Below are 24,857 nucleotides of genomic sequence, written 5' to 3'. Positions count from 1 at the left end.
GTGGCCGATCGGCGGTCCCGCTCGCCTCACCAACGGTGCGTCGGCATTGCTCTTGTGGCGCGGTTCTTTTTGTACTGGCGCGCGCAACCTCCGGTATGGATTCTGCGGACACTGACGAGACGCCTCCCGACCGCCGATCGGCCGGGTTCAAGGACCGAACGCGAGTGGCCGACGCCCGGCGTCGACTCCTCGACGCGGCGACGCCGCACGAGCGGACTGAGCGGCTCTCGCTCGTTCCAGCGGACGGCCGCGCGCTCGCCGAACCGGTCTCCTCGCCGCGGGCCGTCCCGAACTACGACCGCGCGGCGATGGACGGCTGGGCGGTCCGCGCCCGCGACACTTTCGGCGCGTCGGACCGCTCTCCGGGCATCCTCCGCGTCGCCGACGCCGAACCGCACTCCGTCCCGGAGACGCCCGTCGACCCCGAGACTGCCGTTCGGGTCCACACCGGGAGCAAACTCCCCGAGGGTGCCGACGCCGTCGTGATGATCGAACACGCAGAGCACGTCGGCGACGACCTGGAAGTGTTCGACGCCGTCACCGACGGCGAGAACGTCGCGCCCGTCGGCGAGGACGTCGCGGACGGCCAAGAGCTGTTCGAGCCCGGACACCGCCTGCGACCCTCCGATCTCGGCCTGTTGAAATCGGTCGGCGTCGACCGCGTCACTGCGTACGAGCGCCCGACCGTCGGCGTGATCCCGACGGGCGAAGAACTCGTACAGGAGGACCCGCAACCGGGCGAAGTGATCGAGACCAACGGCTTGACTGTCTCGCGGCTCGTCGACCGCTGGGGCGGCGTGCCGACGTACCGCAACGTCGTCACCGACGACGAATCGGCCCTTCGCGCGGCGATCCAGCGCGATCTGACGAAGGACATCGTCGTCACGACCGGCGGTTCCTCGGTCGGCGCGCGCGACCTCCTGCCCGAAGTCGTCGACGACCTCGGCGAGGTGCTCGTCCACGGCGTCGCGCTCAAGCCGGGGCACCCGGTCGCGCTCGGCATCGTCGAGGACACACCGATCGTGATGCTGCCGGGTTACCCCGTCGCCGCCATCGTCAACGCGGTCCAGTTCCTCCGTCCCGTGCTGAAGTACGTCGGTCATCTCCCGGACGATCCGCCGCCGACTACAGAGGCCGAACTCGCCAGAAAGATCCCGAGCGAACCCGGCGTCCGGACGTTCGCCCGCGTCAAAGTCGACGACGATGGACGCGGGAACGACGGCGACGACGACGCGTCGAGTGTCCCGACCGCGACGCCGACGCGCGCCTCCGGATCGGGCGTCCTCTCGTCTGTGGCGCTGGCCGACGGCTGGGTCGTCGTTCCCGAGGGTCGCGAGGGATTCGACGTCGGTGAGACCGTGACGGTCGAACACTGGGAGTGGTCGGCGTGAGCGACCGCAAGCAGTTCCGCGACCTCGCAGATCCGGAAGTCGCCCGCGAGGCCATCGCGTCGCTGGATCTCGCGCCCGATTCCGAGACAGTCCCGCTGGCAGAGGCGCGCGGTCGCGTCCTCGCCGAACGGATCGACGCGGACCTCGATGTCCCCGGGTTCGACCGCGCGAGCGTCGACGGCTACGCGGTCCGCGGTCGCGACACCTTCGGGGCCGACGAGGCCGACCCGATCGAGTTCGACCTCGTCGGGACGGTCCACGCGGGCACCGAACCCGAGGTCGAAGTCGGTGCGGGCGAGGCGGCCGAGATCTCGACCGGCGCGGTGATGCCCGCCGGCGCGGACGCGGTCGTGATGGTCGAGCGGACCGAGGAACTGACCGACGCCGATGCGCAGACACCGAGCGCGGTCGCCGTCCGCAACGCGGTCGCGCCCGGCGACAACGTGATGCTCGCCGGCACCGACGTCGCGGCCGGCGCGCGGGCGCTCGGCCCCGGAACGCGACTCACGCCCCGCGAGATCGGCCTGCTCTCGGCGCTCGGCCTCGACGAGGTCCCTGTCCGTGGGACGCCGACGATCGGCATCGTCTCCACCGGCGACGAACTCGTCCGACCGGGCGAGAAACTCCACAGCGAGCGCGGCGAGATCTACGACGTGAACAGCTACACGATCGCCGCGGGCGTCGAGGAGGCTGGCGGGGAGGCGAAACTGTACCCCCACGCCGGCGACGACTACGCGGAGATGGAGCGGCTGCTCCTCGAGGCGGCCGACGAGTGCGACCTCGTCCTCTCCTCGGGGTCGACCTCGGCCTCGGCGGTCGACGTGATCTACCGCGTCGTCGAAGAGCGCGGCGAACTCCTCTTACACGGCGTCGCGGTCAAACCCGGCAAGCCGATGCTCATCGGCGAACTCGGCGACAGCGCCTACGTCGGGCTGCCGGGCTATCCCGTTTCCGCGCTCACCATCTTCCGGACGTTCGTCGCGCCCGCGATCCGCGAGGCCGCAGCGCTCCCCGAACCGCAGACCGCGACCGTGCGCGGCCGGATGGCCCGCCGTGAGCGCTACGCCGAGGGCCGCCTCCGCCTGATGCCCGCCGGCCTCGTGACCGACGCGGACGGCCAGACGCTCGTCTACCCGGTCGACAAAGGCTCCGGCGCGACGACCTCGCTCGTCGAAGCCGACGGCGTCGTCGCGGTCGATCCCGACACCGAGTACCTCGGGGAGGGCGAGGAAGTCGAGGTCCAACTGTTCTCGCCGGACGTGCGCGCGCCGACGCTCTTGGCCGTCGGCGAGGACGACCCCGCGCTCTCGCGCCTGCTCGACCGCCTCGACAATCCGCGCTTCCTCCCGGTCGGGAGCCGCGAGGGACTGCGTCGACTCTCCAATACGATCCCGGATGTCGCCGTCGTCGCCGGCCCGGTCGACCGCGACGTCGAGACCGTCGACCTCGGCGGCTGGACCCGGGAGTGGGGACTCGTCGTGCCGGCGGGGAACCCGGAACACGTCGACGGCCTCGCCGACCTCGTGGATCGCGACCTCGCGTTCGTCAACCGGGGCCGCGACGCCGGGATCCGCGCGAGCCTCGACGCTGCGATCGAGGACCTGGCTACCGAACGCGACGCCTCTCGACGTGACCTCACCAACGCGATTCGTGGCTACGGCGTCGGAACGAAAGGCTTCGAGAGTCCCGCACGCGCGGTCGGCCGCGGAAACGCCGACGCTGGACTCGGCCTCCGCGCGACGGCCGACGCTCTCGGACTCGACTTCGTCCCGCTCGGTACGGAGCCAGTTCGCGTGCGCGCGAACCCGGACCGCGTCGAGAAAACGGGCGTCGAAGAACTGGCCGCCGAACTAGAGACCGCCTCGGACGTCTTCGCGTCGCTCTCCGGGTACGATCACGACTCCTCCTGAACACTGTCGGCTGCTGCTCTCCTCACCCGGCCTGCCCCGCTACTCGACCGTGCCGCCGTCGGCGGCGACGTTGCTACCGAGGAACTCACGCGACAGTTCGTCGAACGAGGAGACGCGGTAATCCGCGAGCACGCAGCGGCCGCGCTGGTGTGGCGAGTGCCGCTCGACGTGAATCCCTTCGAGGCCGGCGTTCCAGGCCGCCTCGACGTCGCTCGCGCCGTCCCCCGCGAGGACGCCGCGCCCCGGCTGTGAGGCGTCCAGCCCTAACCGCTCGATCGCGTGTTGGACTGGGGCCGGGTCGGGCTTCCACCCGATTTCGGGCGTGCAGGAGACGAACGCGTCGAACCAGTCGCCGACGTCGAGGTGGTCGATCACGGGTTCGGCGAGGAACTCCTGGCAGTGCGTCACCACGCCGACCGGGACGTCGGCGGCTACGAGTTCAGAGACTAACGCCGCGGCGTCGTCGTGGAGGTACGTCGCCTCCGCGCGGGCCTGCGGGTCTTCGACGGCGTGAAACGCCGGCCAGAACTCCTCGGGGTCGATCCCCCACGCCCGGAGCTGGGGGTCTCGCGCTCCGCCGAGGCCGTGCCAGATGACCTCGGCCTCCCGGTCGGTGAACTCCCGGCCGAGTCGCTGGCCCACGCGATCGAACACCTCGCGGGTGTAGGACCACTCGGCGTCGACGATCGTGCCGTCGAGGTCGAACAGCCAGAAGTCGTAGTCGGCATCGGGGTCGGAGGGGACCATTGGACCGGCTATAGGACGCCCCCGCGTAAGTGTATTTCGTCGGTTCGAGGTCGAATCGGTCGATTCGAGCCGTGATCGGTGACGGATCCTCGCTCGTCGCCCTCAGGAGTCGACGGTTCGAATGCTGGAGCCGAGGTGTCGATGGAGAACATCGCGGGGCGGGTCGCCGTCGAAAGGCTCGGGATTCGACGCGATTTCCGCTTCGAGCGCCTCGCGATACTCCTGGTCGAGTTTGAGTTCGCTGAAGCTCACGCGGTCGGCAGGGACAGAGAGCCACGACTCCGCGAGGTCGCGGGCGTGTCCCTCGTCGCCGACCTCACCGCGCCAGAGCACGTCCCGGAAGAACAGCCACTCGCCCTCGCCGGGCGGATCGGCGGCGACTTCGACGACCGTCTCGACGGTCTCCGGCGTGACGCTGACGCCCGGGGCTGTCTCGAAGCGGGCCTCGACGCGGAAGACGTACGCGGCGTGCACGTCAGTACTCGGCGTCGAAGAGGTTCGCCAGCCGGATGTCCTTCTCGGTGATGCCCCCCTCTTCGTGGCTCGTCAGTCTGACTTCGACTTCCTCGTAGCCGACCCGGATCTCCGGGTGGTGGAACTCCTCTTCGGCGACTTCGCCGACGTGCGTGACGAAGGCGATGCCGGCCAGGTAGTCGTCGAACTCGTAGGTCCGGACGATCTCGTCGCCGTCGCGTTCCCACTGGTCGGGGAGTTGCGTTCGGATCTCGTCGTCGGAGAGTAGTTCAGCCATACGCTACGTGTCACTCGCTGGGCGCATAATGGTTCGCCCCGTTACCCCGAAACTACGGGCTGTCTCCGGTTCGGCGGGGTCTCCGCAGCGTCCGGGCGGCGAGTCGCAGAAACAGGATCAGTCGTCGGAGACGCTTTCGAGGACGTACGGCGGGACGTCTTCCTCGCCCGCGTCGTTAGGGTTTCCCTCGGCGTCCGTCGACGCCCGCTCAGCGTCGGCTGTTTCCTCTGTGACCTCGCGTCGGTCGGCCGAGGCTCGTGTCCGCGATCGCGAGACCGTGCCGAACTCCGGATCGAAGAGCGCCATCGCCGTCTGGATCGTCGACCAGTCGTCTTCGACGGCGGCCTCGCGGAGACTCTTCGTCGGCGCCGAGAGCAACTGCCCGACGAGTGCGTCCGCCATCGACTCGACGGTTTCGCGCTGCTCCTCGGTGAGGTCGCCCTGAGATTCGAGTCGGGTGATCGCGGTCTCGACCTCACGGGATTTGACCTGTTCGGCCGCCTCGTACATCGTGCTGATCGCTTCGTCGGCCTGGCGGCGCTTGTAGGCGTCGAGAAGCCGATCGAACTCCTCGTCGATCATCGCCTCGACCTCACGGGCCGCTGCCTTCCGGGCGGCTTTCGTCTCCTCGGTCACCGATTCCAGCGCGTCGATGTCGTGGACGATCACCTGCTCGATCGTCGACGCCTCGGGATCGACGTCTCGCGGTTGCGCGAGATCGATCACGAGCGTCTCGCCCGCGTCGTCGATGTCGGTCGGATCCAGGAGGTAGTCCGGATGGTTCGTCGCCGTCACGACGATGGTCGCATCGCCGAGTACGCCGCCGATCTCCTCGAGAGAGATCGCCCGAGCGGCCGTCTCGACGGTCGACGCCAGGTGTTCGGCGTGCGGGACCGTCCGGTTCGCGATCACGAGTTCTGCGACGCCCGCGTCCGCGAGCGCCTCCGCGGTCAGTTTGCCCATCTCGCCGGCCCCGATCACGAGCGCCGTCGCGCCGTCGAGATCGATTTCCGTCTCGGCCAGTCGTGCGGCGGCCGACCCGATCGAGATCGCGCCCTCGTTGATTCCGGTCTCGGTGCGAGCGCGCTCGCCGACGTGGACCGCCTTCGTCAGTCCCGTCTCGAACGTCGGGCCGAGCGCACCGGCGCCGCGAGCGATCTCTATCGCGCGCTTGAACTGGCCGATGATCTGGTCCTCGCCGAGTACGAGCGATTCGAGCCCCGCGGCGACTCGCATCAGGTGCCGCAGGCTCTCTTCGTGGCCCATCTCGACGACGACGTCGTCGTCGACGTCCTCGTGTAACGGTTCGAGCGCACGCCGCCCGGCATCGACGCTGTCGGCGACGACGTACGCCTCCGCGCGGTTGCACGTCTGGATCGCGAACGCCTCGCTGGCGCCCTCGGAGTCCAGAAGCGTCTCGACGACGCTGCGTACGTCCTCGCCTGTGGCCGCCTCGATTTGGTCGACGCTGGCGCGGTCGTGCGACACACGAGTCCCACAGATCACTCCCGTGTCCATCGGTCACCCCCCGTCGTGTTCCGTATCACGCGTGTCGCCTCTTGGCGGGGATTAGATTCCCCCGTACGTAAAGCCTTCCAAACCAGTGGCTCTCGAACAACCGCCCGAATCGCATCACGCCGCGTCGATGGATCGAGATCAGACGCCTTCAGTTCGGCGCGCAGGTCCGCTGTGAGCGCCGCCATCGACTCTGCGCCGTCGATCTCGGCTTCGATCTGCTCACGGAGATACTTCGCGAGCGCCGGACTCCGCCCGCCGGTCGAGATTGCGACCCGGACATCGCCGTCCTCGACGGTCGCCGGCACGACGACGTCAGTCGCACTTCGGGTGGTAGCCTCGTCTCCGTCGGCTAGGTCGTCGCTGCCGGTGTCGTCGTCGCTGTCAGGCGTGCAGTCGCTGTCGGTATCGTCGCCACTGTCGGCTGTGTCACCGTCGACCGCACTGTCACCGCCGACGCTCCGGTCGGCGTGATTGACGAGCAGGCCTCGCTCCCGCCCGGCGGCCGCGACCGCATCGTTCACGTCGTCGTCGTCGGTCGCGGCGACGACGAGCGCCGGTTCCGTTCGATCCAGCCACGTGTCGACGCCGTCGGGATCGGGGCGTGCCCGCACGAGGTCCGCGTCGCCGAAATCGTACTCGCCGAAGTCAGGGCTCACGACGACGACCGTCGCCTCGGTGGCGAAGCGGCGGGCCTTCCGCGCGCCGATGCGGCCGCCGCCGAACACGAGCACCGTCTCGTCGGTAAAATCGTGGTACAGCGGAATCATCCGTCTGTGGCTACCTCCCGTTGCACGGCGAATCACTCCGTGTTCGCCGCGGCGCGCTCGTCGAGTCGGATGCCCGTCTTCTTCAGGATTCGCGTCGAGAACAGCGAGTCCCAGTCGTCTTCGTCGACGTCCCAGTACTCGGCCATCCGATCGCGCACCTGTTCGATGCGGCGGTCGCTCTCGGCCTCCGAGCGGCCGTGCGTCATCGCGAAGAAGTTGTACGGCCAGACGCCCTCGTGACGGGGACGGTGATAGCAGTGCGTGACGAACGGCAGCGACGCCACCGCGGGGCCGACCTCTGCGACCAACTCGTCGGGGACGTCCCAGACGGTCATCCCGTTCTCGGTGTAGCCGAGCGCGTAGTGGTTCGGAACGACGCCGACGCGTCGGACTTTGCCCTCCTTTTCGAAGCGCTTGATCGTCTCGACGACCCACGCCGTCTCGGCGCCGATCGCGTCGGCGACGTCGGCGTACGGCGTCGCCGTCACCGGCAGGCCACCCTGGATTTCGACGACGAGGTCGCGCTCCTCGGGCGTGAGCGTCTGTTGGTCCGTCGGCGTCACGTCGGGGCCCAGATCGGAGAGGTCGACGTCGCCGTCGGGGATCGGCCCGTCGAGCAGGAACTTCGCTTCGACGCGGAACTCCTGCTGTTTCGGGAGGTTGTACGTCTCCTGGCCGGTCTCGGCTTCGATCTCGTCGAGCACCTCGCGGACGCGGTCCTCGTCGGCGACGCTGACGACGAACCACATATTGAGGTGGGGGTGTTCGCGCTCGTAGTTGTGTGCGACTTCCCGATGCGCGTTGACGGTCTCTGCGACCTCGTCGAAGCGCTCCTCGGGCGCGTGCATCGCGACGAGCGTCGCCGTGCCGCCGATCTCCTCGGCGTTCACGAGCGCGCCGAACCGACTCAGCACGCCCGACTCGTCGAGATCCTGGATACGTTCGAGTAGCTCTGCCGCGGTCACGTCGATTCCGCGCTCGCGCAGCGCGGCCGCGGCCGGCTCGAACGGCCGTTCGACGACCGGAAAGCCGCCCTGAAAGGCGTTGACCGCGGCGCGATCGAGTTCCGAAAGCCCGGCGACGTCCGCGTCTGCCTCGCTCATACCTGACGCTCGGAGTTCCGGGAGGATAAGCGTCTCGAAGGGCTCGAAAACGAGGGGTTCCGCCGGTCGCTACGGGACGGTCGTCACGCGCTCGACGTGATCTAGGGCCTCTAGATCGTTGGCAAGCGTCTCCTGCTCGGGGCCGGCCTCGTAGTAGAACACGAGGTCGAACGCGCCCTCGCGGAGTAACTGCTGGCACTCCCAGACGAACTCCTCGTCGTCGAGGGTCAGCCCCTGGAACTGATTCGAGGCGAACTCGTCGGTGTCGTTGCCGGCGTAGATGTACGTCTCGCCCTTCCCGGCGTGCTCTGAGATCACGTCGTTGATGTCGACGGTGAGTTCGTGCATCTCCAGATCCTCCTGCCCAGCGAGGTCGGTGTGGACGATCGCACCGACGAGTTCGATGTCGCCGGGTTCGAGCAGTCTGAGGGTGCGCTGATAGAGGTCCTCGTCGAGTGTCTCGCTCATACATGTGCGTCGGCCGCGTGAGATAAACGGGTGGCGGTTCGCGTCGGCCCCGACGACCGATCGACGGCCTCGCCCGGACGGAACGCTTTTTTCGCCGCGCGTCGCCGGTTCCGCTATGGCTATCGGCGATCTCGCCCCGGTCGAGGGAACGGACGACGTCTACTACGTCGACGTCGGGACGCACGGCATTCCGCGCTACGGTTCGGTGTACATCATCGACGCCGCGGAACCGACGTTCGTCGACACGGGCCTCGGCCGCAACCGCGAGTACCTCCTCGACGCGCTCGACGAACTCGACATCGCGCGCGAGGACGTGCGGCACATCCTCCCGACGCACGCGCACCTGGATCACGCCGGCGGCGCGGGCTACCTCGCCGAGGCGTGTCCGAACGCGACGGTCCGCACCCACGAGATCGGTGCGCCGCACCTCGTCGACCCCGAGCGCCTCGTCGCGGGCACGAAAGACGCCGTCGGCGACCTCTGGGAGTACTACGCCGAGCCCGTGCCGGTTCCCGAATCGCAGATCGACCCGCTCGTCGACGGCGACGAGATCGATCTCGGCGACCGCACACTCTCGGTGATCCACGCGCCCGGCCACGCCCCGCACCAGACGATCTTCCTCGATTCGAAGGACGGCCTGCTCTTCACCGGCGACGCCGCCGGGATCTACGTCCCCGAACGCGACGTCGTCCGACAGACGTCGCCGCCGCCGCAGTTCGACCTGGAACAGAGCCTGGCGGACGTCCGGAAGGTCGAGGACCTCGAACCCGAGACACTCTGCTTCGGGCACTTCGGCGCACGGGAGTACGACGCCGCCCTGATGGAACAGTACAAGCGCGCGCTCGTCGAGTGGGTCGAAGCGGTCCGGCAGAAGCGCGCCGAACTCGACGACGACGAGGCCGTGATCGACTTCTTCGCCAACCACTCGGAGCTAGTCGAAGTCTGGGGTGAGCAGAAGGCCAGCGCCGAGGAGCATCTGAACGCGAGCGGCGTGCTCGTGGCTCTCGACAGGATTGAACGCGACGACTAGTCGGTCACCAACAGCGTCCAGTTCGCCGCCCGCGCGGCGGCGTCGCTCCTGATGCTCGTATCTCCCGTGAAAACGCGGGTTCGCGTGGTTCGACCCCGCCCGCTCGCGTCGGGTGTCCCCGAGCGACGCCGCGTGGGCGCTCGGCTGCGCTGCGACGGCGGCCGCAGTTCGGCGTCAGGACCGCACTAAAATCAACTTTGCCGTGTTGACCCTGTGTAACGGTCCGAGACCGCTTGCCGCTTGATCAGTCGTCGGCGGGTGCCTGGCTGTCGCCACTGGAGACACCGGTGCCGGGTCCGATGTCGATGCCGAGTTCGTCGAGGCGTTCGTCGGGCACGACGCCGTCGACCCACTTGCGGCGCTCGTAGTACTCGTCTTTCATCTTATCGAGCTCACAGAGCTGTCCCTCGGAGCCGCCCTGTCCGGGGATGGCTTCCTCGCCCTCGACGAATCTTCCGGGCAGGTCGTCGTCCTTGCCGTCGAAGCCGACGAGGTTGTTGTAGTACCGTTCGAGGGTGTAGATGCGGTCGCCGGCCTCCATCAGCTCGTCTTCGGTGACGTCGCGGCCGGTCATTCCGTTGTACTGCGCCACGTACTCGTCGATACCCTCCGCGAAGGCGTTGAACTTGCAGATGTCGAAGGAGTCCGAGATGGCGTGGAGGTCCTGGAAGAGCGCACAGAGTTCGCCCTTGCCCTCCCACTCGGTCGGATCGACCTTCTCGGGGATGCCGAGAATCTCGGCGGAGGGCGTGTACCCGCGGAGGTGACACGCGCCACGGTTCGAGGTCGCATACCCGATTCCCATCCCCTTCATCGCGCGGGGGTCGTAGGCGGCGATCGTCTGGCCCTTGACGGCCAGCGAGTTGTCGTGGGCGTCGCGCTCTTCGGCGACGCGCCGCGCACCTTTCGCGAGGAGTTCGCCGAGTTCCGTGTCCTGATGGGCGATCTCGTCGAGCAGGTCGATCATCCGCTCGGTGTCACCCCACTCCAGACCTTCTTCGAGGTCGTCGAGTTTGCCCTGCTCGGTCATCTCCATCGCCATCGCCATCATATTCCCTGCCTCGATGGTGTCGATGCCGAGTTGGTTGCACCTGTTGATCATCACGGCGATGCTGTCGCGGTCGTCGTTCATCGAGTTCGGACCGAGCGCGTACGCCGACTCGTACTCGTAGGACTCGCCGCGGACGTTCATCTCCTCGCCCTTGTGCTCGTAGGTGACTTCCGTCTCCTTCTTGCAGGCGACCGGGCAGGAGTGACACGTCGGCTCGTCGACGAGGATGTTCTCGCGGACGTTCTCGCCGGAGACCCTCTCGGCGTCGATGTTGGGTTCGCTCGGGTCCCCCTCGGCTTCGGAGTGCGTCGAGGTGTACTTCCCGTTTCGGGTCGGCAGCCCGTCCATCTCCTCGGCGAGGTTCATCAGGACGTTCGTCCCGTACAGCGAGAGGCCGCCTTCGTTGGGTGCGGTGACGTCGGACTCGCGGATGAGTTGCATCGCCTGCTGGTAGCCCTCGGTGAACGTCTCCGGCTTTTCGGGCTTTGGCATCTTCGTGCCGGATTTGATGACGATGGCTTTCAGGTTCTTCGAGCCCATCACACAGCCGGTGCCGCCGCGCCCGGAGGCGCGGTCGTCTTCGTTGATGATGCAGGCGTACTTGGTGCCGTTCTCGCCGCCGGGGCCGATGGCCATCGCCGAGAGGTTCCGGCCGAACGTGCCGTCGTGCTCCGCTTCGATCTTGTCCATCGCGTCGTGGACGCCCAGTCCCCACAGCTCCGAGGCGTCACGCAGCTCGACTTCGCCGTCTTCGACGTAGGCGTAGACGGGCTCGTCGGCCTGGCCCTCGAAGAGCAGGCCGTCGAAGCCGGACCACTTGAGTCGAGCGCCCGACCAGCCGCCGTGATGGGAGTCCGTGACTGTCCCCGTCAGCGGCGATTTCGTACAGACGGCGATGCGGCCGCTCATCGGCGCTTGCGTCCCCGTCAGCGGGCCGTTCATAAACGCGAGCAGGTTCTCCGGTCCCTCGGGGTCGACGTCGACGCCCTGATCGAATACGTACTTCACGCCGAGGCCGCGCCCGCCGATGTACTTGCGCGCGTCCTCGTCGTCGATTCCCTCGTACTGCACGTCGCCGCTCGTGAGGTCGACGCGAGCGACGTGGTCGTTGAATCCTCCCAGATCAGTCATTGTTAATGTCCATTGTTTCATAGGGGCGGAAATCTGTTAGTCGTTGCCACCACGGGGTAACCGGAAGAAGTTACGTGGTCGCCGACGGAGCACTCGTCGGGATCGCCACGTCCACCGATCCGGCGCACAGACGACGGAGATTTACCGACTCGTCGGTTACAGACGCGCAATGAGTCAGCCGAGCCCCGAGGTCTACGAGCACGGGAAGGGGATGGACGCCCACAATCAGGTGATGCGAGAGATCCGGTCGGAGAAAGAAAAACACTACGACCCTCACGAGCCGACGCGCGTCTGGCTCGACGAGGACAACACGCCCGATGGGGTCGTCAACTCGCTCACGATCATCCTCAACACCGGCGGCTGTCGGTGGGCCCGCGCGGGCGGCTGTACGATGTGCGGCTACGTCGCCGAGTCCGTCGAGGGCGGCAGCGTCTCCCACGAGGCGCTGATGGATCAGATCGACGTCTGTCTCGAACACGAAGCGGAAAATGCGGACGAGCCCGCAGAGCTCATCAAGATCTACACCTCCGGGTCGTTCCTCGACGAGCGCGAGGTCGGCGCCGAGAGTCGCCAGGCGATCGCCGAGACGTTCGCCGACCGCGAGCGGATCGTCGTCGAGTCGCTGCCGGACTTCGTCGACAAAGAGAAGATCGCCGAGTTCACCGACGTGGGCCTCTCGACCGACGTCGCCATCGGACTGGAGACCGCGACCGACCGCGTCCGTCACGACTGCGTGAACAAGTACTTCGACTTCGCGGACTTCGAGGCCGCCTGCGCGGAGGCCCGCGACGCCGACATCGACGCCGACGGCGTCAGCGCCGGCGTGAAAGCCTACCTGCTGATGAAGCCGCCGTTCCTCTCCGAGTCGGAGGCGATCGACGATATGATCTCGTCGGTCGAGCGATGCGCCGCCGTCGACGGCTGTCACACCGTCTCGATGAACCCCACGAACGTCCAGCGGTACACGATGGTCGACGAACTGTTCTTCCGCGGCGGCTACCGCCCGCCGTGGCTCTGGTCGGTCGCCGAGGTCCTCGAAGCAACCGCGGACGTCGACGCCATCGTCGTCTCCGACCCCGTCGGCCACGGCTCCGACCGCGGCCCGCACAACTGCGGCGAGTGCGACGACCGGGTCCAGAAAGCGATCAAGGACTTCGACAAGCGGCAGGACCCCGCGGTGTTCTCGCAGGTCTCCTGTGAGTGCGAGGCCACCTGGGAGTACGTCGTCGACGAGGAGACGAGCTACGGGATGCCACTGGCGCGGTAGGTGTCGCTGGTACGATAGACGCCGCTGTCGTGATAGACGTCGCTGTCGCGATATCGACGCAGCCGTCGGAATCTGTGTCTGATCAGTTCAGCACCCAGAAGCGGTAGTTGAGGTACGCGGCGAAGCTCACCCAGAGGAGGTAGGGACCGAGCAGCAGCGCCGCACGTCGGTCGACGCGTGCGAACGCCCACATCGTCGCGACGATCAGCACCCAGAGCGCGGCGATGACCGCGAGACCGAGACCGATCGCCTGCAGTCCGAAGAACGCGGCCGACCAACCCAGATTGAAGACGAAGTGGACGGCGAACACGACGACGGCGAGGCGGACTGCACCGGGCGCGTCGGTCGCCCGCCGCCAGACGAGCCACAGTCCCGTGCCCATCAGCGCGAACAACGTGGTCCAGACGGGCCCGAACACCCAACTTGGCGGCGCGACTGCGGGTCGGACGAGCGAGTCGTACCACGTGCCGAGGCCCTGTGCGGTGAAGACCGCGCCCGACGCGCCGACGAACTCGACGAGCAGAATCGACAGCACGAGCGCGAGGAGGGGGCGCTTCGTGGGCAATCGGCGGACGTTCGTCTGAAATGACATCACAGTGAATATTCTATCGCAGGCGACATAATACGTCCGCCGATGGGTCGCCTTCGGCTCGCCGGCGGGTCGGTCACCTCCCAAGCGCCTGACCGAAACTACGGGTCGCGTCGGCTCAGGCGAACGCGGACAGCACGCCCTGGCCGTCGATGCTCCGACCGAGGTCGGGCAGCGTCGCGCGCTCGGGGTGAGGCATCAGCACCGCGACGTTCTCGTGGTCGCCGGTGATGCCGGCGACGTTCCCGCGCGAGCCGTTGGGGTTCGCGTCGGCGGTGACGTTGCCGTCGGCGTCGCAGTACCGGAACAGGATGCGATCCTCGGCGACGAGGTCGTCGTAGCGATCGTCGGCGATCTCGAAGCGGCCTTCGCCGTGCGCGATCGGGATTTCGACGACGTCGCCCTCGTCGTAGGCGGCGGTCCACGGCGTGTCGGGGTTCTCGACGCGCAGGTAGACCGATTCACACTGGAAGCGCGCGCTCGCGTTCGTCGTGAACGCGCCCGGCGTCAGTTTGGCCTCGCAGCCGATCTGTGCGCCGTTGCAGACGCCGAGCACCGGAACGCCGTTTTCGGCGGCATCGCGAACGTCGTTCATAATCGGCGAGTGCGCGGCCATCGCGCCCGCGCGGAGGTAGTCGCCGTAGGAGAAGCCCCCCGGGAGCACGACGCCGTCGATATCCGACGGGAGGCCGTCTTCGTGCCAGACGCGCTCGGCGTCGACGCCGACGTGAGCGAGCGCCTGGACCGCGTCGCGGTCGCAGTTCGAGCCGCCGAACTGGACGACAGCGACCGTCACAGGGACCGACCTCCGTGGCGGACAAAGACGGTCGGTGTCGCGAACGCGACCGTCACTGGGACCGACCTCCGTGGCGGACAAAGACGGTCGGTGTCGCGAACGCGACCGTCACTGGGACCGACCTCCGTGGCGGACAAAGACGGTCGGTGTCGAGGAAGGGAGGCTCATCAGGCTTCCGTCACCTCGACGTCGTAGTCGTGGATCGTCGGGTTCGCGAGCAGTCGCTCGGCCATCTCGTCGGCGCGGTCGGCCGCGGCGTCGGCCGACTCGGCGTCGAGATCGAGCTCGAACTGGTCCGCAGAGCGGAGCGCCTCCAGTTCGAATCCGAGACGTTCGAGCGCGCGCTTTGTCGTCTCGGCTTCGGGGTCCAACACGCCCCGCTTGAGGCGGACCGTCACCGTCGCGGTGTACGTCGTCATCGAATCGTAGTGCGCGGTCGTGTGTAAAAGACGTTTTGGACTGGTTCGGGTATACACGAACGTGATATCGGTGGGAGAGACGTCTCAGTGTTTGGAGGATTTACTCGGAATGGAAAGAAACGCTTTTAGCCGTCGCTGGATTCGCATCGACCGATGAGACCGCGCGCCGCGGCAGCGAGGTGGAAGCGATGACGAATGATCTGACCGAAATCACCGTCGTCGGAGGAGACAAGACGGGACTCGTTGCGAACGTCACGACGCTGCTGTTCGAGCGCGGAATCAACGTCGAAGACATCGACCAGGCCGTCCGCGATGGCGTCTTCCGAATGACGCTGCACGCGGACACCTCCGAGATGGTCTGCACCGAGGAGACGCTCCGAGATGCTCTCTCGGACCTCGGCGCGGACCTCGGCGTCGACATCCAGGTCCGATTCCCGACGGACCGCGAGACGCGACGGATCGCCGCGCTGGTGACCAAAGAGAGTCACTGCCTCGAAGCGCTCCTGCAGGCCCGCGCCGACGGCGAACTCGACGCCGAAATCGCGGTCGTGATCGGGAACCACGACGATCTCGAACCCCTGGCGGACGCCTACGACGTGCCGTTCGTCGACGTCGGCGACGAGACCGGCGTCCCCGACGAAGATCACTTGCTGGAGGTGCTCGACGACTACGAGATCGACCTCGTGGCGCTCGCGCGCTTCATCCGTATTCTCAGCCCCGAGGTCGTCTTCCGCTACGAGGACCGCATCATCAACGTCCACCCCTCGCTCCTGCCGGCGTTCCCCGGCGCGAAGGCCTACCGGCAGGCGAAAGAGGAGGGCGTCCGGATCGCGGGCGTCACGGCCCACTACGTTACTACAGACCTCGACCAGGGGCCGATCATCTCCCAGCGCGTGTTCGACGTCCCCGACGACGCGTCCGTCGAGGAACTCCGCGAGCGCGGCCAACCGCTCGAAGCGGAGGCGTTCCTCGAAGCCATCCGACTGCATCTGGACGACGCTGTCTCCTCGCACCGCGGGCGGACGAGTCTCCGCGAGAGCGCCGACGCCGAGGACTACCAGCTCGGTCTCTCGGGAGACGCCGAGGCAGCCCAACCCGACGGCCCCGTCGACGACCTCGATTCGGCGCTTCGGAACGCGCCCGAGTCGCCGTCGGTTCCGGACCCGGCTGACGACTGAGCGACGCGACTACCCAGGAGACCACTCAGTCGACCACGTGAGGCGGTCACTTCTTTAAGGGGCTGCGCAACGGTACCGAGCCGAACGGCCGTCTAACGCGACGACGTACCACAGGAGTCGACGAGTGCTACGACCACGGCTGCTCCGCCCGCGGTGAGACCTTCTCATAGAGATTATCGTAAGTCCGCATAGATTTCTCGCCGGACGGTACGGCGAGAATCTCCGAACGGTTACGATAATCCCTATCAGAGGTCGCGGGCGCGGGCGACCGCGTCGTCGATGTCGGGCGCGTCGAACCACGCGGACCCGGTGTAGGCGTTTGTCCCGGCCGCATAGAGGTCCGCGACGGCTTCGAGAACGTCCGCCGGAAGCGACTCGGGCGAGCGATCGCACAGGCCGCGCCAGTCGGCGACGCCCTCCTCGCGCGCCTGCGACTTCGCCTCGGAGACGGCGTCGACCCACTCGGGATCGGTCCGCTTGTAGTACTGCCGGACGACCTCCTTCGAGACCTCCTGGCCGTCGTAGGAGAAGCGGTTCTCGTCGAAGGTGCCGACGACGTCGGCGATTTTGATGGTTCCGTCGTGATACAGACACTCGATTTTGCCGTCCTCGTGGACGAATCCGCGTTCGGCGGCGCGTTCGTTCAGGACCTCGTTCACCGCGAGCGCGAGGTCTTCGAGGTCGTCGAGGGCGGCGACGCCGGCGATCCGGTCGGCCTCCGGCCGCGAGAGGTAGCGATCCTGTTCTTCGTACTTCGTCGAGAACTCGACGACAGGCTCCGGCAGGTCGACGGCCTCGTCGGGCCACGACGCGAGGTCGAGGCCGTATTCGGCGGGCGTTCCCCGAGACCGGAGGCTCGATCCCGCGGGGACGGTGTTGCGGAAGACGATCTCCAGGGGGATCAGGTAGTTCTCGCCGGCGGCATCGTGGTAGGCGTCGTAGTCGTACTCGTCGTCGCCGAGGTAGGGGAGGTCCGGCACCTGCGTGAGTTCGATCGCCATCTCGGTCGGCGGTTCCTCGCACGCTTCGAGGGCGACGGGGTCGTCGCCGGCCGACGCGTCCGCCGGATAGACGCCCGCGTAGTGCGTCGGGACGTCGTGCTCGGACAGGCGCTCGAAGTTGTGTGCGCCCATCGTACACAGCGACGCGCCCTTGTTCGGGACGTGATCGGGCATCTCCCCCCAGTCGAAGACGGAGTACTGGTCGGTGAACACGAACCGTCCGCGCCCGAGGTCGGACGCCGTCGGTTCCGCGTCGACGCGGAACTCCTTGACGCTCGTCATACGCCGAAGTGGCGTCGGCATCGCACAAGAAGGCTTCCACTCCCGTGTGTACTTTCTCCGAATCGCGGCAGGATCTATACACGTCTGTGATATACCACGCCAGTTCCGCTACCACCTCACTTTTTGTCTCGTATCGCGTTGTGAACCGGTATGCGCGAGCCAGCCGCACCGACGGACGAGGGGTCCGACTCCGCTTCCGATTTCGAGTTCGACGTCGTCCCCGACACGGACCAGTCGTTCGAGAACGCGCTGGCGAAGGCCCGCGCGGGCGACCGCCTGACCGTCGACGACGGGATCGAACTGATCACGACCGGTACCGACGCGCCCGGAATCGACCCGATACGGAAAGAGCAGGTCCTCGAGGCCGCCGACCGGCGACGAGCCGAGGTCGTCGGCGACGAAGTCACGTTCGTGGCGAACCTCAACAACAACGTCACGACCGCGTGTAACACCGGCTGTCTGTTCTGCAACTTCAAGAACACCGCCCACCAGTTCGAGGCGGACTACGACGGCGAGCACGCGGGCTTCACCAAACCGCCCGCGGAGTCGCGCGCCGTCGTCGAGGACGCGCTCGATATGGGCATCTACGAGGTGACGTCGGTCTCGGGACTCCACCCCGCGTTCGCACTGAACGAGGAGCACCGCGAGATCCTGGCGACGTACGACGACCCGGCGAAGGAGGTCGACTACAAACCGCCGACGGTCTACGAGACCGATCCCGGCACGTACGTCGAGCAGATGCGCGCGATGTCGATCGGCGGAGTCCACCTCCACTCGATGACGCCCGAGGAGGCCCAGCACGCCCGCCGCGGCACCGACTGGTCCTACGAGGAGGTCTACCGCGAACTCAAGACAGCGGGGCTCGCCTCCGCGCCCGGCACCGCCGCGGAGATCCTCGTCGAGGAGGTCCGCGACGTCATCTGCCCGGGGAAGATCGGTACCGACGAGTGGGTCGCCGCGATGGAGGGCGCGGTCGCGGCCGGGCTCGACGTCACCTCGACGATGATGTACGGTCACGTCGAGAACGCGGCTCACCGCATCGAACATCTGAAAGTGATCCGCGATCTGCAGGACCGCACCGGCGGCATCACCGAGTTCGTCCCGCTCTCGTTCGTCCACGAGAACACGCCGCTGTACGAGAACGGCGTCGTCGACGGCGGCGCGAGCGACGCCGAAGACGAACTGGTGGTCGCAGTCGCCCGACTGTTCCTCGACAACGTCGAGAACATCCAGTCCTCGTGGGTGAAGTTCGGGAACGCGAAGGCGCTCAAACTGCTCAACTGCGGCGCGAACGACTTTATGGGGACGATTCTCTCGGAGGAGATCACCACCCGCGCCGGCGGATCCTTCGGCGAGTTCCGCTCGTTCGACGACTACGTCGAGATGATCTCGGCGATCGGTCGTACGCCCGTCGAGCGTTCGACCGACTACCGGACGGTGCGCCGGATCGACATCGACGATCGACCCCACGGGCCACGTCTCGGGCCGCGGGCCGACGGCACGCCGCTGCTCGACGGTCAGTCGCCGGCGGGCAGCGACCCCGCCCCCGCCGACGACTGATAGAGATTATCGCAAGTCCCCGTAGATTTCTCGCCGGACGATACGGCGAGACTCTCCGAACAGTTACGATAATCCCTACGAGCGGCGATTTCACCGGACCCCGCCGGGCGGAGCCTTATTGTCGCTGGCTCCCAACAGTTCGCTGAGATGAAGATCGCACTGATCGGCGTCGGCCAGGCCGGCGGCAAGGTCGCTGACGCGATCTTGGAGTACGAGGCGGCGAGCCGGGCCGATTTCGTCACCGACGCCGTCGCCATCAACTCGGCGACGGCCGATCTACTCGGCCTCACCCAAATCCCGGTCGACAACCGTGTCCTCATCGGTCAATCGCGCGTGAAAGGCCACGGCTGCGGGGCCGACAACGAACTCGGCGTGACCGTCGCCCAAGAAGACATCGACGAGATTCGCGGGGCCATCAACGACCTGCCGATCCACGAGGTCGACGCGTTCTTCGTCGTCGCCGGCCTGGGTGGGGGAACCGGATCGGGCGCCGCGCCGGTCATCGCGCGCGAACTCTCGCGGCTCTACACGGAGCCGACGTACGGACTCGGCGTCCTGCCCGGGAGCGACGAGGGCGGGATCTACACGCTGAACGCCGCGCGGTCGTTCCAGACGTTCGTGCGGGAAGTCGACAATCTGCTCGTCTTCGACAACGACACCTGGCGACGGGCGGGCGAGAGCCTCCACGGCGGCTACGCAGCCATCAACCAAGAGATCGCCCGCCGCCTCGGCGTCCTCCTCACCGCGGGTGAGGTGTCGAACGCGCCGGTCCCGGAGTCGGTCGTCGACGCCTCCGAGATCATCAACACGCTGGCCGGCGGCGGCGTGACGACCATCGGCTACGCCAACTCGGAACTCGAACGGGCGTCTCGGGGGCTGTTCGGCCGGCGCGAGGCCGACCCCGACGCGACGGACGTCGTCAACCGGATCACGACGACGGTGCGCCGAGCGACGCTCGGAAACCTCACGCTCCCGGCGAACGTCCAGAGCACCGAGCGCGCGCTCGTCGTCGTCAGCGGACCGCCGAAGTACCTCAACCGAAAGGGGATCGAGGAGGCACGGCGTTGGCTGGAGGAGGAGACCGGCACGATGGAGGTCCGCGGCGGCGACTACCCGATCCCGGAGTCGAACTACGTCGCGGCGCTCGTCGTGTTCGCGGGGGTCACCGACGTCCCGCGGATCAAAGAACTCCAGCAGATCGGTCGCGAGACGCAGCAGAACCTCGAAGCCAGGGCTGCAGAGCGGCCGGAGGCGCTCCGGGATCTCGTCTGGGGCGACGAGGGCGGTCTCGATCCGCTGTTCTGACTGCTTTCGCCGGCGAAGCCGGACAGACTCAAGTTCGCTCCGATCCTTCCACCAGTCGATGATGGTCACCACGCACGTGGCGGCCGGGCTCCTCCTCGCCGCGCCCGTGGCCTACGTCGCCCCCGAGTTAGCCGTCCCGGCCGCTGTGGGAGCGGTCCTCGGCGGTATCCTCCCGGACGTGGATCTGTTCGTCGGCGTCCACCGCAAGACGCTGCACTTCCCGGTGTACTACTCCGCCGCCGGCGCTCTCGCTGGTGCCCTCGCAGTGGCCGCTCCGTCGGCACTCACGGTCGCCGTCGCGCTGTTCTTCCTCGCGGCGGGTATGCACTCGCTGTCGGATTGGTTCGGCGCGGGCGAGGAACTCCGCCCGTGGGAGCGCACCTCCGACCGCGCCGTCTACCTCCATCCGCGGCGCCGGTGGCTCCGCCCCCGCTACGTCGTCCGCTACGACGGTGCGCCCGAGGACCTCCTCTTGACAGTCGTTCTCGCAGTTCCCGCCGCGGCGACGTTCGACGGCTGGCTCCGGGCGCTGGTCGTCGGCGGCGTCTTTCTCGCGGCGGCGTACACGCTCTTCAGAAAACGGGTTCCGGACTGGCTCGGCGTGTGAAGCTTCGCCACTCTCGCGGGCGCTCAGTCGGCCGATCCGCCCGACGGCAGCGGAGAGTCCACCGACAGCGGACCATTTCGCCGTGCGACGCTCCGGTAGCGCTCGCCGTGGACGTCGCCCGCGGTGATCGCCGAGGCGATCGGCTCCGAGAGCCACTGGCCCGCTGCCGGCCGGCCGTCGAAGTCGTCTCTGCGGAGCGACTCAGGGAGGTAGCGGTCGTACACTGGCAGGCGTTCGTACAGCGGGACGCCGGCTTCCGCCGCAATCTCCTCTAGTTCCCGGAGCGCGGGCCAGGCGTAGTCGGGGTTGATGTAGTCTTCCGTGACTGGCGAGACGCCCCCGAGGTCGTCGACGCCGCAGTCGACGAGGTCGCGCGTCGGCGAGAGGTTCGGCGGCACCTGGACCGACACCTCCGCGGGGAGCGCGGCGCGCGCCATCGCGACAACCCGCCGCATCGTGTCGACGGACGGCTGCTCGAAATCCGAGCGCTCGTTCGGGACGACGTTCTGGACGATCACCTCCTGGACGTGATCGTAGCGCTCGTGGAGCTCTCGGATCGCGAGGAGGCTCTCGGCGCGGTCACGCCACGACTCGCCGATGCCGACGAGAAGGCCGGTCGTGAAGGGGACACCGACCTCTCCCGCTGCGCGGATCGTGTTCAGCCGCTGCCCCGGCGTCTTCCGTCGCGTGCCCGAGTGTGCGCGCACGTCCGCGGTCGTCTCTAACATCACTCCCATACTCGCGTTGACTGACGCGAGGCGCTCGAAGTCGGCTTCGGTCAGATCGCCCGGATTCGAGTGCGGCAGGAGGCCCTCTTCGAGTGCCATCTCACAGCAGTCACGGAGGTAGCCGAGAATGTCGTCGTAGCCCCACTCGGCGAGTTGGTCGTGGATCGCTGTGTAGCGTTCGTCCGGTTCGTCGCCGAAGGTGAAAAGCGCTTCCGTACAGCCGGCGTCGGCGCCGACGCGCAGTCGCTCGCGGACTTCGTCCGGCGAGAGGAGCGTCGCTTCGCCCGGAACGTCGTAGTAGGTGCAGTACGTGCAGGTGTAGCGACAGGCGGTCGTCAACGGCAGGAAGACGTTCCGCGAGAAGGTGAGCTCCGGCGCGGCCGCGACGTCCGCCGGCGTCACCGACAGCAGCCGGTCGACCGCCGACTCCTCGATCGTAACGTCGACGCCGTACTCCTCGGCCGCGGGGAACATCGTGGTCACGTTTCGCGGTCGGACGTACAAAAACAGTCGCACTCCGGCACGCCGTCGGTGAGGATCACGATCGGTCGACGCCGACTCGCCCGTCGCTGGTGTCGATCCCGAAGCCAGCGTCTTGCAGCCACTCGCGAGCGCGTCCGCGGCCGTGCAACAGTACTTCGGCGAGGTCTGCCGGCTCGTCGACGTCGGTCGCCAGCCGCATCGAGTCGACGGTGTCGACCGCGAGCCCTGCCTCCTCGGCGATGCGGCGGTGGTCCCGATAGGACGCGCCGTGGTAGTCGACCGAGAACGCGGGGTCGCGAACGACGAGTGCGTTCGTCCCGCCGCCGCGGCCCGGCGCGATCGCGACGTCGCCACCGACGGCGAACAGTCGACGGAGCGCCGCCGGCGTCGCGAGTGCGAGATCGGCCATCACGATCGCCACCGCGCTCGTCTCCCCGCCGATCCGATCGAACGCTCCGTTCACCGCTGCCGTGAGTGGTCTGTCGTCGATGGTCGCTGAAAGAGAGTCTACGGGGCCTGCGTCGAATTCGGTTTCGGGCCGACTCCCCGTATCGTCGACCGTCGACGACTCGTCGGCACCGTCGCCCGCGGTACTCCCATCGAGGGGCGCCGAGAGGAGCAACTCGGGCTCGTGGCCAGTCTCCCGGACGGCGTCGACGACGTCGTGGAGCATCGCGAGCGAGAACTCGTGGCGCTCGGACCGCGAGAGCGGGGGCGCGAGGCGACTCTTCGGGTTCTGATTCGTGTACGGAACGAGGACGTGCATCGCAGAAACGGAGAGACTCAGCCGAGTTTGTCGTGACCCTGCTGCTGGGAGCGCCAGTACAGGAAGCCGCCGACGAGGAGGCCGATCACGACGAGTCCACCGACGCCGTACAGCGCGTACTGCATCAGTTGATTGGACTGCTGGGTCTGTTGGGCCTGCTCTTGGGCCTGCTCGGCGAGATCGCTCGCGAGCGAGAACTCCTCGCCGTTGTAGGCGTCGATCGCGTTTCCGAGCGACCGTTCGGCCTCCTGGGAGTTCACCTGCTCGACGGCCGCGGACGCCTCGTCGATCGCGTTCCGCGCCTCGCGACTCTCACCGGTGTAGTACGTCGCGTTCCAGCTGTCGATCTCGTTCGTGGAACCGCCCTGACGCGTCTGTTCGAGTCCGATCACGGTGAACGTCTGTGCGGGCTCGTAGGAGTACGATGCGACTTCGGGTACCGTACCGGTCACTTCGACTTCGACTTCGTTCGTCCCGTCGGACGTCGAGATCTCGGCGCCCGAGAAGGACTGCCCGTCGAAGGACTCCTGATCGACTTTCGCGCCGGTCTGGTCGTAGTAGTAGACCGTCCACGTCACGTCGGTCAGGTCCGTCTGCCCGGCGAGCGTCCACGATTCGAGCGAGGGGTTCTGATACAGTTCTGTCAGCGTAGCTGTCGCAGTGACCTGTGTCCCGACCTCAGCGTCGCTGGTGACGTCCGAGTCGCCGACGGAGACGGCTGCTCCGGGGACCGTGGCGACCGAGAGGACGAAGAGACAGGCTAACGCGAGCTTAGAAAAGCGACTCCAGCTCGTCTTCGTCATCGTTTATGAGATTCTCCAGATTGTCTTCGCTCTCCTCTCGGATGTCGTCGATGTTGTCCTGTGCCTCGATGGCGACCTGCTGGAGCTCCTTGATGCGGGGCACGTTCGTCACGCCCGAGAGGAGGATGACGGACGCGACCTTTCCGGAGTCCTTGATGGGGTAGTCGCCGCCGCGGACTTCCATACTACCGGTCTGCTCTTCGATCCACTTGCGACCGCGCTCTATTCCCTTCCGATTGAGGTGCCGCGGGGGACCGGCCATCACGAGCAGCGCGCGTTCGGTGCCTTCGATCTCACAGGGGAGCGTCAGACGGCCGAGCGCGGCCTTTCGCACGAGCGAGGTGATTCGATTCGTCGTGTGTGCGGTGTCGAGTTCCGTCTCCTCGTTGCCGCCGGTGATCCGGGAGAGCAGCCCGCTGCTCGAAGACTCGTTTTCGACCGTCTCGGAGGCGTAGCCGACCGTCGAGACGCCGCCGCCGGCCAGCGTGTTGATGATCTCCGAGGAGTCGACGACGCTCTCGGCGACTTCGCTGCCCTGGCCGACCTCGCCGGCCCCGAAGAGGACGCCGAAGCGGGTGACGATCTCCTCGTTGATCTCGTCGTAGCCGCCCTGGACGGACTCGCCGGTCTTCCGCCAGGCGTCGTTGTCGAAGACGAGCAGATTGTCGACTTCCCGCACGAACGTCTGGAACGACCGCGCGGCGTTCAGCGTGTAGATCCCGCCTTCGTCGCTTCCGGGTAGGATCCCCAATCCGTAGACGGGTTCAGTGTAGATCCGCTGGAGATGTTTCGCGAGAACGGGCGAGCCGCCGCTGCCGGTACCGCCGCCGAGACCGGCGACGACCAAGAACGCGTCGACCTCGTGGACCGGGATGCTGTCGATCGCCCCTTGGACTTCGTCGATGTCTTCCTCGGCGACTTCCGCGCCGAGTTCGTTGTCGGCGCCGACGCCGTGGCCTTTCACGCGCGATTGACCGATGAGGACCCGCTGGTCCTTCGGGATGTGTTCTAATCCCATCAGGTCGGCCTTCGCCGTGTTGACCGCGACTGCCGCGCGGACGATATTCGAGTTGTGGCGCTTATCGTACTCGACGAATTTGTCGACGATCTTTCCCCCGGCCTGCCCGAAACCGATCATTGCGAGCTTCATTTATCGGGTCCCCTCGCCATTGGGTGTATCCCAGTGCAAACGCGGACATAAACCTT

At 67.2% G+C, this 24,857-nt stretch carries 24 protein-coding genes; 8 read left to right on the top strand and 16 right to left on the bottom strand.

The genetic code is table 11. The features are described 5' to 3' along the window. Positions 1-95 precede the first annotated feature (95 nt). Together glp and RBH22_RS09255 are read left to right on the top strand one after the other, a co-directional pair. The gene (gene glp, locus RBH22_RS09260) at positions 96-1,391 is read left to right on the top strand and encodes a gephyrin-like molybdotransferase Glp (protein WP_256289174.1); all 1,296 of its coding nucleotides are present in this window, start codon (positions 96-98) and stop codon (positions 1,389-1,391) included. Further along, on the top strand, positions 1,388-3,301 hold the full coding sequence (locus RBH22_RS09255; RefSeq protein ID WP_256289173.1) for a molybdopterin biosynthesis protein: 1,914 nt from the start codon (positions 1,388-1,390) through the stop codon (positions 3,299-3,301). Before glp ends, RBH22_RS09255 begins: the two co-directional genes overlap by 4 nt. A 39-nt stretch (positions 3,302-3,340) precedes the next feature. Here the strand turns inward: RBH22_RS09255 and RBH22_RS09250 are convergent, their stop codons facing one another. From RBH22_RS09250 to RBH22_RS09220, 7 genes are all read right to left on the bottom strand, one after another. After that, positions 3,341-4,048: an HAD family hydrolase gene (locus RBH22_RS09250; protein WP_256545788.1), complete on the bottom strand. Its 708-nt coding sequence runs from the start codon at positions 4,046-4,048 to the stop codon at positions 3,341-3,343. 102 nt (positions 4,049-4,150) lie between these two features. Further along, positions 4,151-4,522 (bottom strand): LWR-salt protein, encoded by a 372-nt coding sequence (gene lwrS, locus RBH22_RS09245; RefSeq protein WP_306677308.1) that lies wholly within the window; start codon positions 4,520-4,522, stop codon positions 4,151-4,153. A 1-nt stretch (position 4,523) separates the two neighbouring features. Next, entirely contained in the window at positions 4,524-4,799 is a 276-nt protein-coding gene (locus RBH22_RS09240; protein WP_256289170.1) for a 4a-hydroxytetrahydrobiopterin dehydratase, read from the bottom strand. A 117-nt stretch (positions 4,800-4,916) separates the two neighbouring features. Then, complete coding sequence (hemA, locus tag RBH22_RS09235) at positions 4,917-6,317, bottom strand: glutamyl-tRNA reductase (protein ID WP_306677307.1); 1,401 nt, start codon at positions 6,315-6,317, stop codon at positions 4,917-4,919. Then, the gene (locus RBH22_RS09230) at positions 6,302-7,084 is read right to left on the bottom strand and encodes an NAD(P)-dependent oxidoreductase (RefSeq protein WP_306677306.1); all 783 of its coding nucleotides are present in this window, start codon (positions 7,082-7,084) and stop codon (positions 6,302-6,304) included. The genes hemA and RBH22_RS09230 overlap by 16 nt, the downstream gene beginning before the upstream one ends. 32 nt (positions 7,085-7,116) lie before the next feature. Further along, positions 7,117-8,187 carry an Lrp/AsnC family transcriptional regulator gene (locus RBH22_RS09225; RefSeq protein WP_256545784.1) on the bottom strand — a complete coding sequence of 357 codons (1,071 nt, stop codon included), beginning with the start codon at positions 8,185-8,187 and terminating at the stop codon, positions 7,117-7,119. A gap of 69 nt (positions 8,188-8,256) precedes the next feature. Further along, a complete protein-coding gene (locus tag RBH22_RS09220) occupies positions 8,257-8,655 on the bottom strand; it encodes a DUF5778 family protein (protein ID WP_256545783.1) in 399 nt (132 codons plus the stop codon). Positions 8,656-8,770: 115 nt separating this feature from the next. On the opposite strand from RBH22_RS09220, the gene RBH22_RS09215 reads away from it, so the two are divergent. Then, complete coding sequence (locus RBH22_RS09215; protein ID WP_306677305.1) at positions 8,771-9,685, top strand: MBL fold metallo-hydrolase; 915 nt, start codon at positions 8,771-8,773, stop codon at positions 9,683-9,685. A 244-nt stretch (positions 9,686-9,929) separates the two neighbouring features. Here RBH22_RS09215 and RBH22_RS09210 read toward each other — a convergent pair whose 3' ends face one another. Then, positions 9,930-11,867, bottom strand: a complete 1,938-nt coding sequence (locus RBH22_RS09210; RefSeq protein ID WP_256545781.1) for an aldehyde ferredoxin oxidoreductase family protein — start codon at positions 11,865-11,867, stop codon at positions 9,930-9,932. Between the two features lie 169 nt (positions 11,868-12,036). Between RBH22_RS09210 and RBH22_RS09205 the strand changes: the two genes are divergently transcribed. Further along, positions 12,037-13,134 (top strand): archaeosine biosynthesis radical SAM protein RaSEA, encoded by a 1,098-nt coding sequence (locus tag RBH22_RS09205; RefSeq protein WP_306677304.1) that lies wholly within the window; start codon positions 12,037-12,039, stop codon positions 13,132-13,134. An 82-nt stretch (positions 13,135-13,216) separates the two neighbouring features. Here RBH22_RS09205 and RBH22_RS09200 read toward each other — a convergent pair whose 3' ends face one another. From RBH22_RS09200 to purS, 3 genes are all read right to left on the bottom strand, one after another. Then, positions 13,217-13,726 (bottom strand): TspO/MBR family protein, encoded by a 510-nt coding sequence (locus RBH22_RS09200; protein ID WP_256545780.1) that lies wholly within the window; start codon positions 13,724-13,726, stop codon positions 13,217-13,219. A 115-nt stretch (positions 13,727-13,841) separates the two neighbouring features. After that, complete coding sequence (gene purQ, locus RBH22_RS09195) at positions 13,842-14,519, bottom strand: phosphoribosylformylglycinamidine synthase I (protein ID WP_256545779.1); 678 nt, start codon at positions 14,517-14,519, stop codon at positions 13,842-13,844. Between the two features lie 167 nt (positions 14,520-14,686). Next, on the bottom strand, positions 14,687-14,938 hold the full coding sequence (purS, locus tag RBH22_RS09190) for a phosphoribosylformylglycinamidine synthase subunit PurS (protein WP_256289161.1): 252 nt from the start codon (positions 14,936-14,938) through the stop codon (positions 14,687-14,689). A 188-nt stretch (positions 14,939-15,126) separates the two neighbouring features. Between purS and RBH22_RS09185 the strand changes: the two genes are divergently transcribed. Then, positions 15,127-16,116, top strand: coding sequence for a formyltetrahydrofolate deformylase (locus RBH22_RS09185; RefSeq protein WP_306677303.1), 990 nt, complete (start codon positions 15,127-15,129; stop codon positions 16,114-16,116). A gap of 245 nt (positions 16,117-16,361) precedes the next feature. Here RBH22_RS09185 and RBH22_RS09180 read toward each other — a convergent pair whose 3' ends face one another. Then, on the bottom strand, positions 16,362-17,399 hold the full coding sequence (locus tag RBH22_RS09180; RefSeq protein ID WP_306677302.1) for a phosphoribosylaminoimidazolesuccinocarboxamide synthase: 1,038 nt from the start codon (positions 17,397-17,399) through the stop codon (positions 16,362-16,364). A gap of 150 nt (positions 17,400-17,549) precedes the next feature. Between RBH22_RS09180 and cofH the strand changes: the two genes are divergently transcribed. The 3 genes from cofH to RBH22_RS09165 all read left to right on the top strand — a co-directional run bounded on the left by cofH (position 17,550) and on the right by RBH22_RS09165 (position 20,871). After that, positions 17,550-18,959, top strand: coding sequence for a 7,8-didemethyl-8-hydroxy-5-deazariboflavin synthase subunit CofH (gene cofH, locus RBH22_RS09175; RefSeq protein ID WP_306677301.1), 1,410 nt, complete (start codon positions 17,550-17,552; stop codon positions 18,957-18,959). 147 nt (positions 18,960-19,106) lie between these two features. Next, a complete protein-coding gene (locus RBH22_RS09170) occupies positions 19,107-20,264 on the top strand; it encodes a tubulin/FtsZ family protein (protein WP_306677300.1) in 1,158 nt (385 codons plus the stop codon). 58 nt (positions 20,265-20,322) lie between these two features. Beyond that, positions 20,323-20,871 (top strand): metal-dependent hydrolase, encoded by a 549-nt coding sequence (locus RBH22_RS09165; protein WP_306677299.1) that lies wholly within the window; start codon positions 20,323-20,325, stop codon positions 20,869-20,871. A 23-nt stretch (positions 20,872-20,894) separates the two neighbouring features. On the opposite strand, the gene cofG is transcribed toward RBH22_RS09165, so the two are convergent. The 4 genes from cofG to RBH22_RS09145 all read right to left on the bottom strand — a co-directional run bounded on the left by cofG (position 20,895) and on the right by RBH22_RS09145 (position 24,801). Next, positions 20,895-22,073: a 7,8-didemethyl-8-hydroxy-5-deazariboflavin synthase subunit CofG gene (gene cofG / locus RBH22_RS09160; protein WP_306677298.1), complete on the bottom strand. Its 1,179-nt coding sequence runs from the start codon at positions 22,071-22,073 to the stop codon at positions 20,895-20,897. A 64-nt stretch (positions 22,074-22,137) separates the two neighbouring features. Further along, on the bottom strand, positions 22,138-22,848 hold the full coding sequence (cofC, locus tag RBH22_RS09155; protein ID WP_306677297.1) for a 2-phospho-L-lactate guanylyltransferase: 711 nt from the start codon (positions 22,846-22,848) through the stop codon (positions 22,138-22,140). Positions 22,849-22,865: 17 nt separating this feature from the next. Further along, the gene (locus RBH22_RS09150; RefSeq protein WP_306677296.1) at positions 22,866-23,651 is read right to left on the bottom strand and encodes a hypothetical protein; all 786 of its coding nucleotides are present in this window, start codon (positions 23,649-23,651) and stop codon (positions 22,866-22,868) included. After that, positions 23,620-24,801 carry a tubulin/FtsZ family protein gene (locus tag RBH22_RS09145; protein WP_306677295.1) on the bottom strand — a complete coding sequence of 394 codons (1,182 nt, stop codon included), beginning with the start codon at positions 24,799-24,801 and terminating at the stop codon, positions 23,620-23,622. Before RBH22_RS09145 ends, RBH22_RS09150 begins: the two co-directional genes overlap by 32 nt. Between the last annotated feature and the right edge of the window lie 56 nt (positions 24,802-24,857).

The organism is Halobellus sp. H-GB7 (genome assembly GCF_030848585.1).
Lineage (GTDB): Archaea > Halobacteriota > Halobacteria > Halobacteriales > Haloferacaceae > Haloquadratum > Haloquadratum inordinatus.
This window is presented reverse-complemented; position numbering and strand designations above follow the sequence as displayed.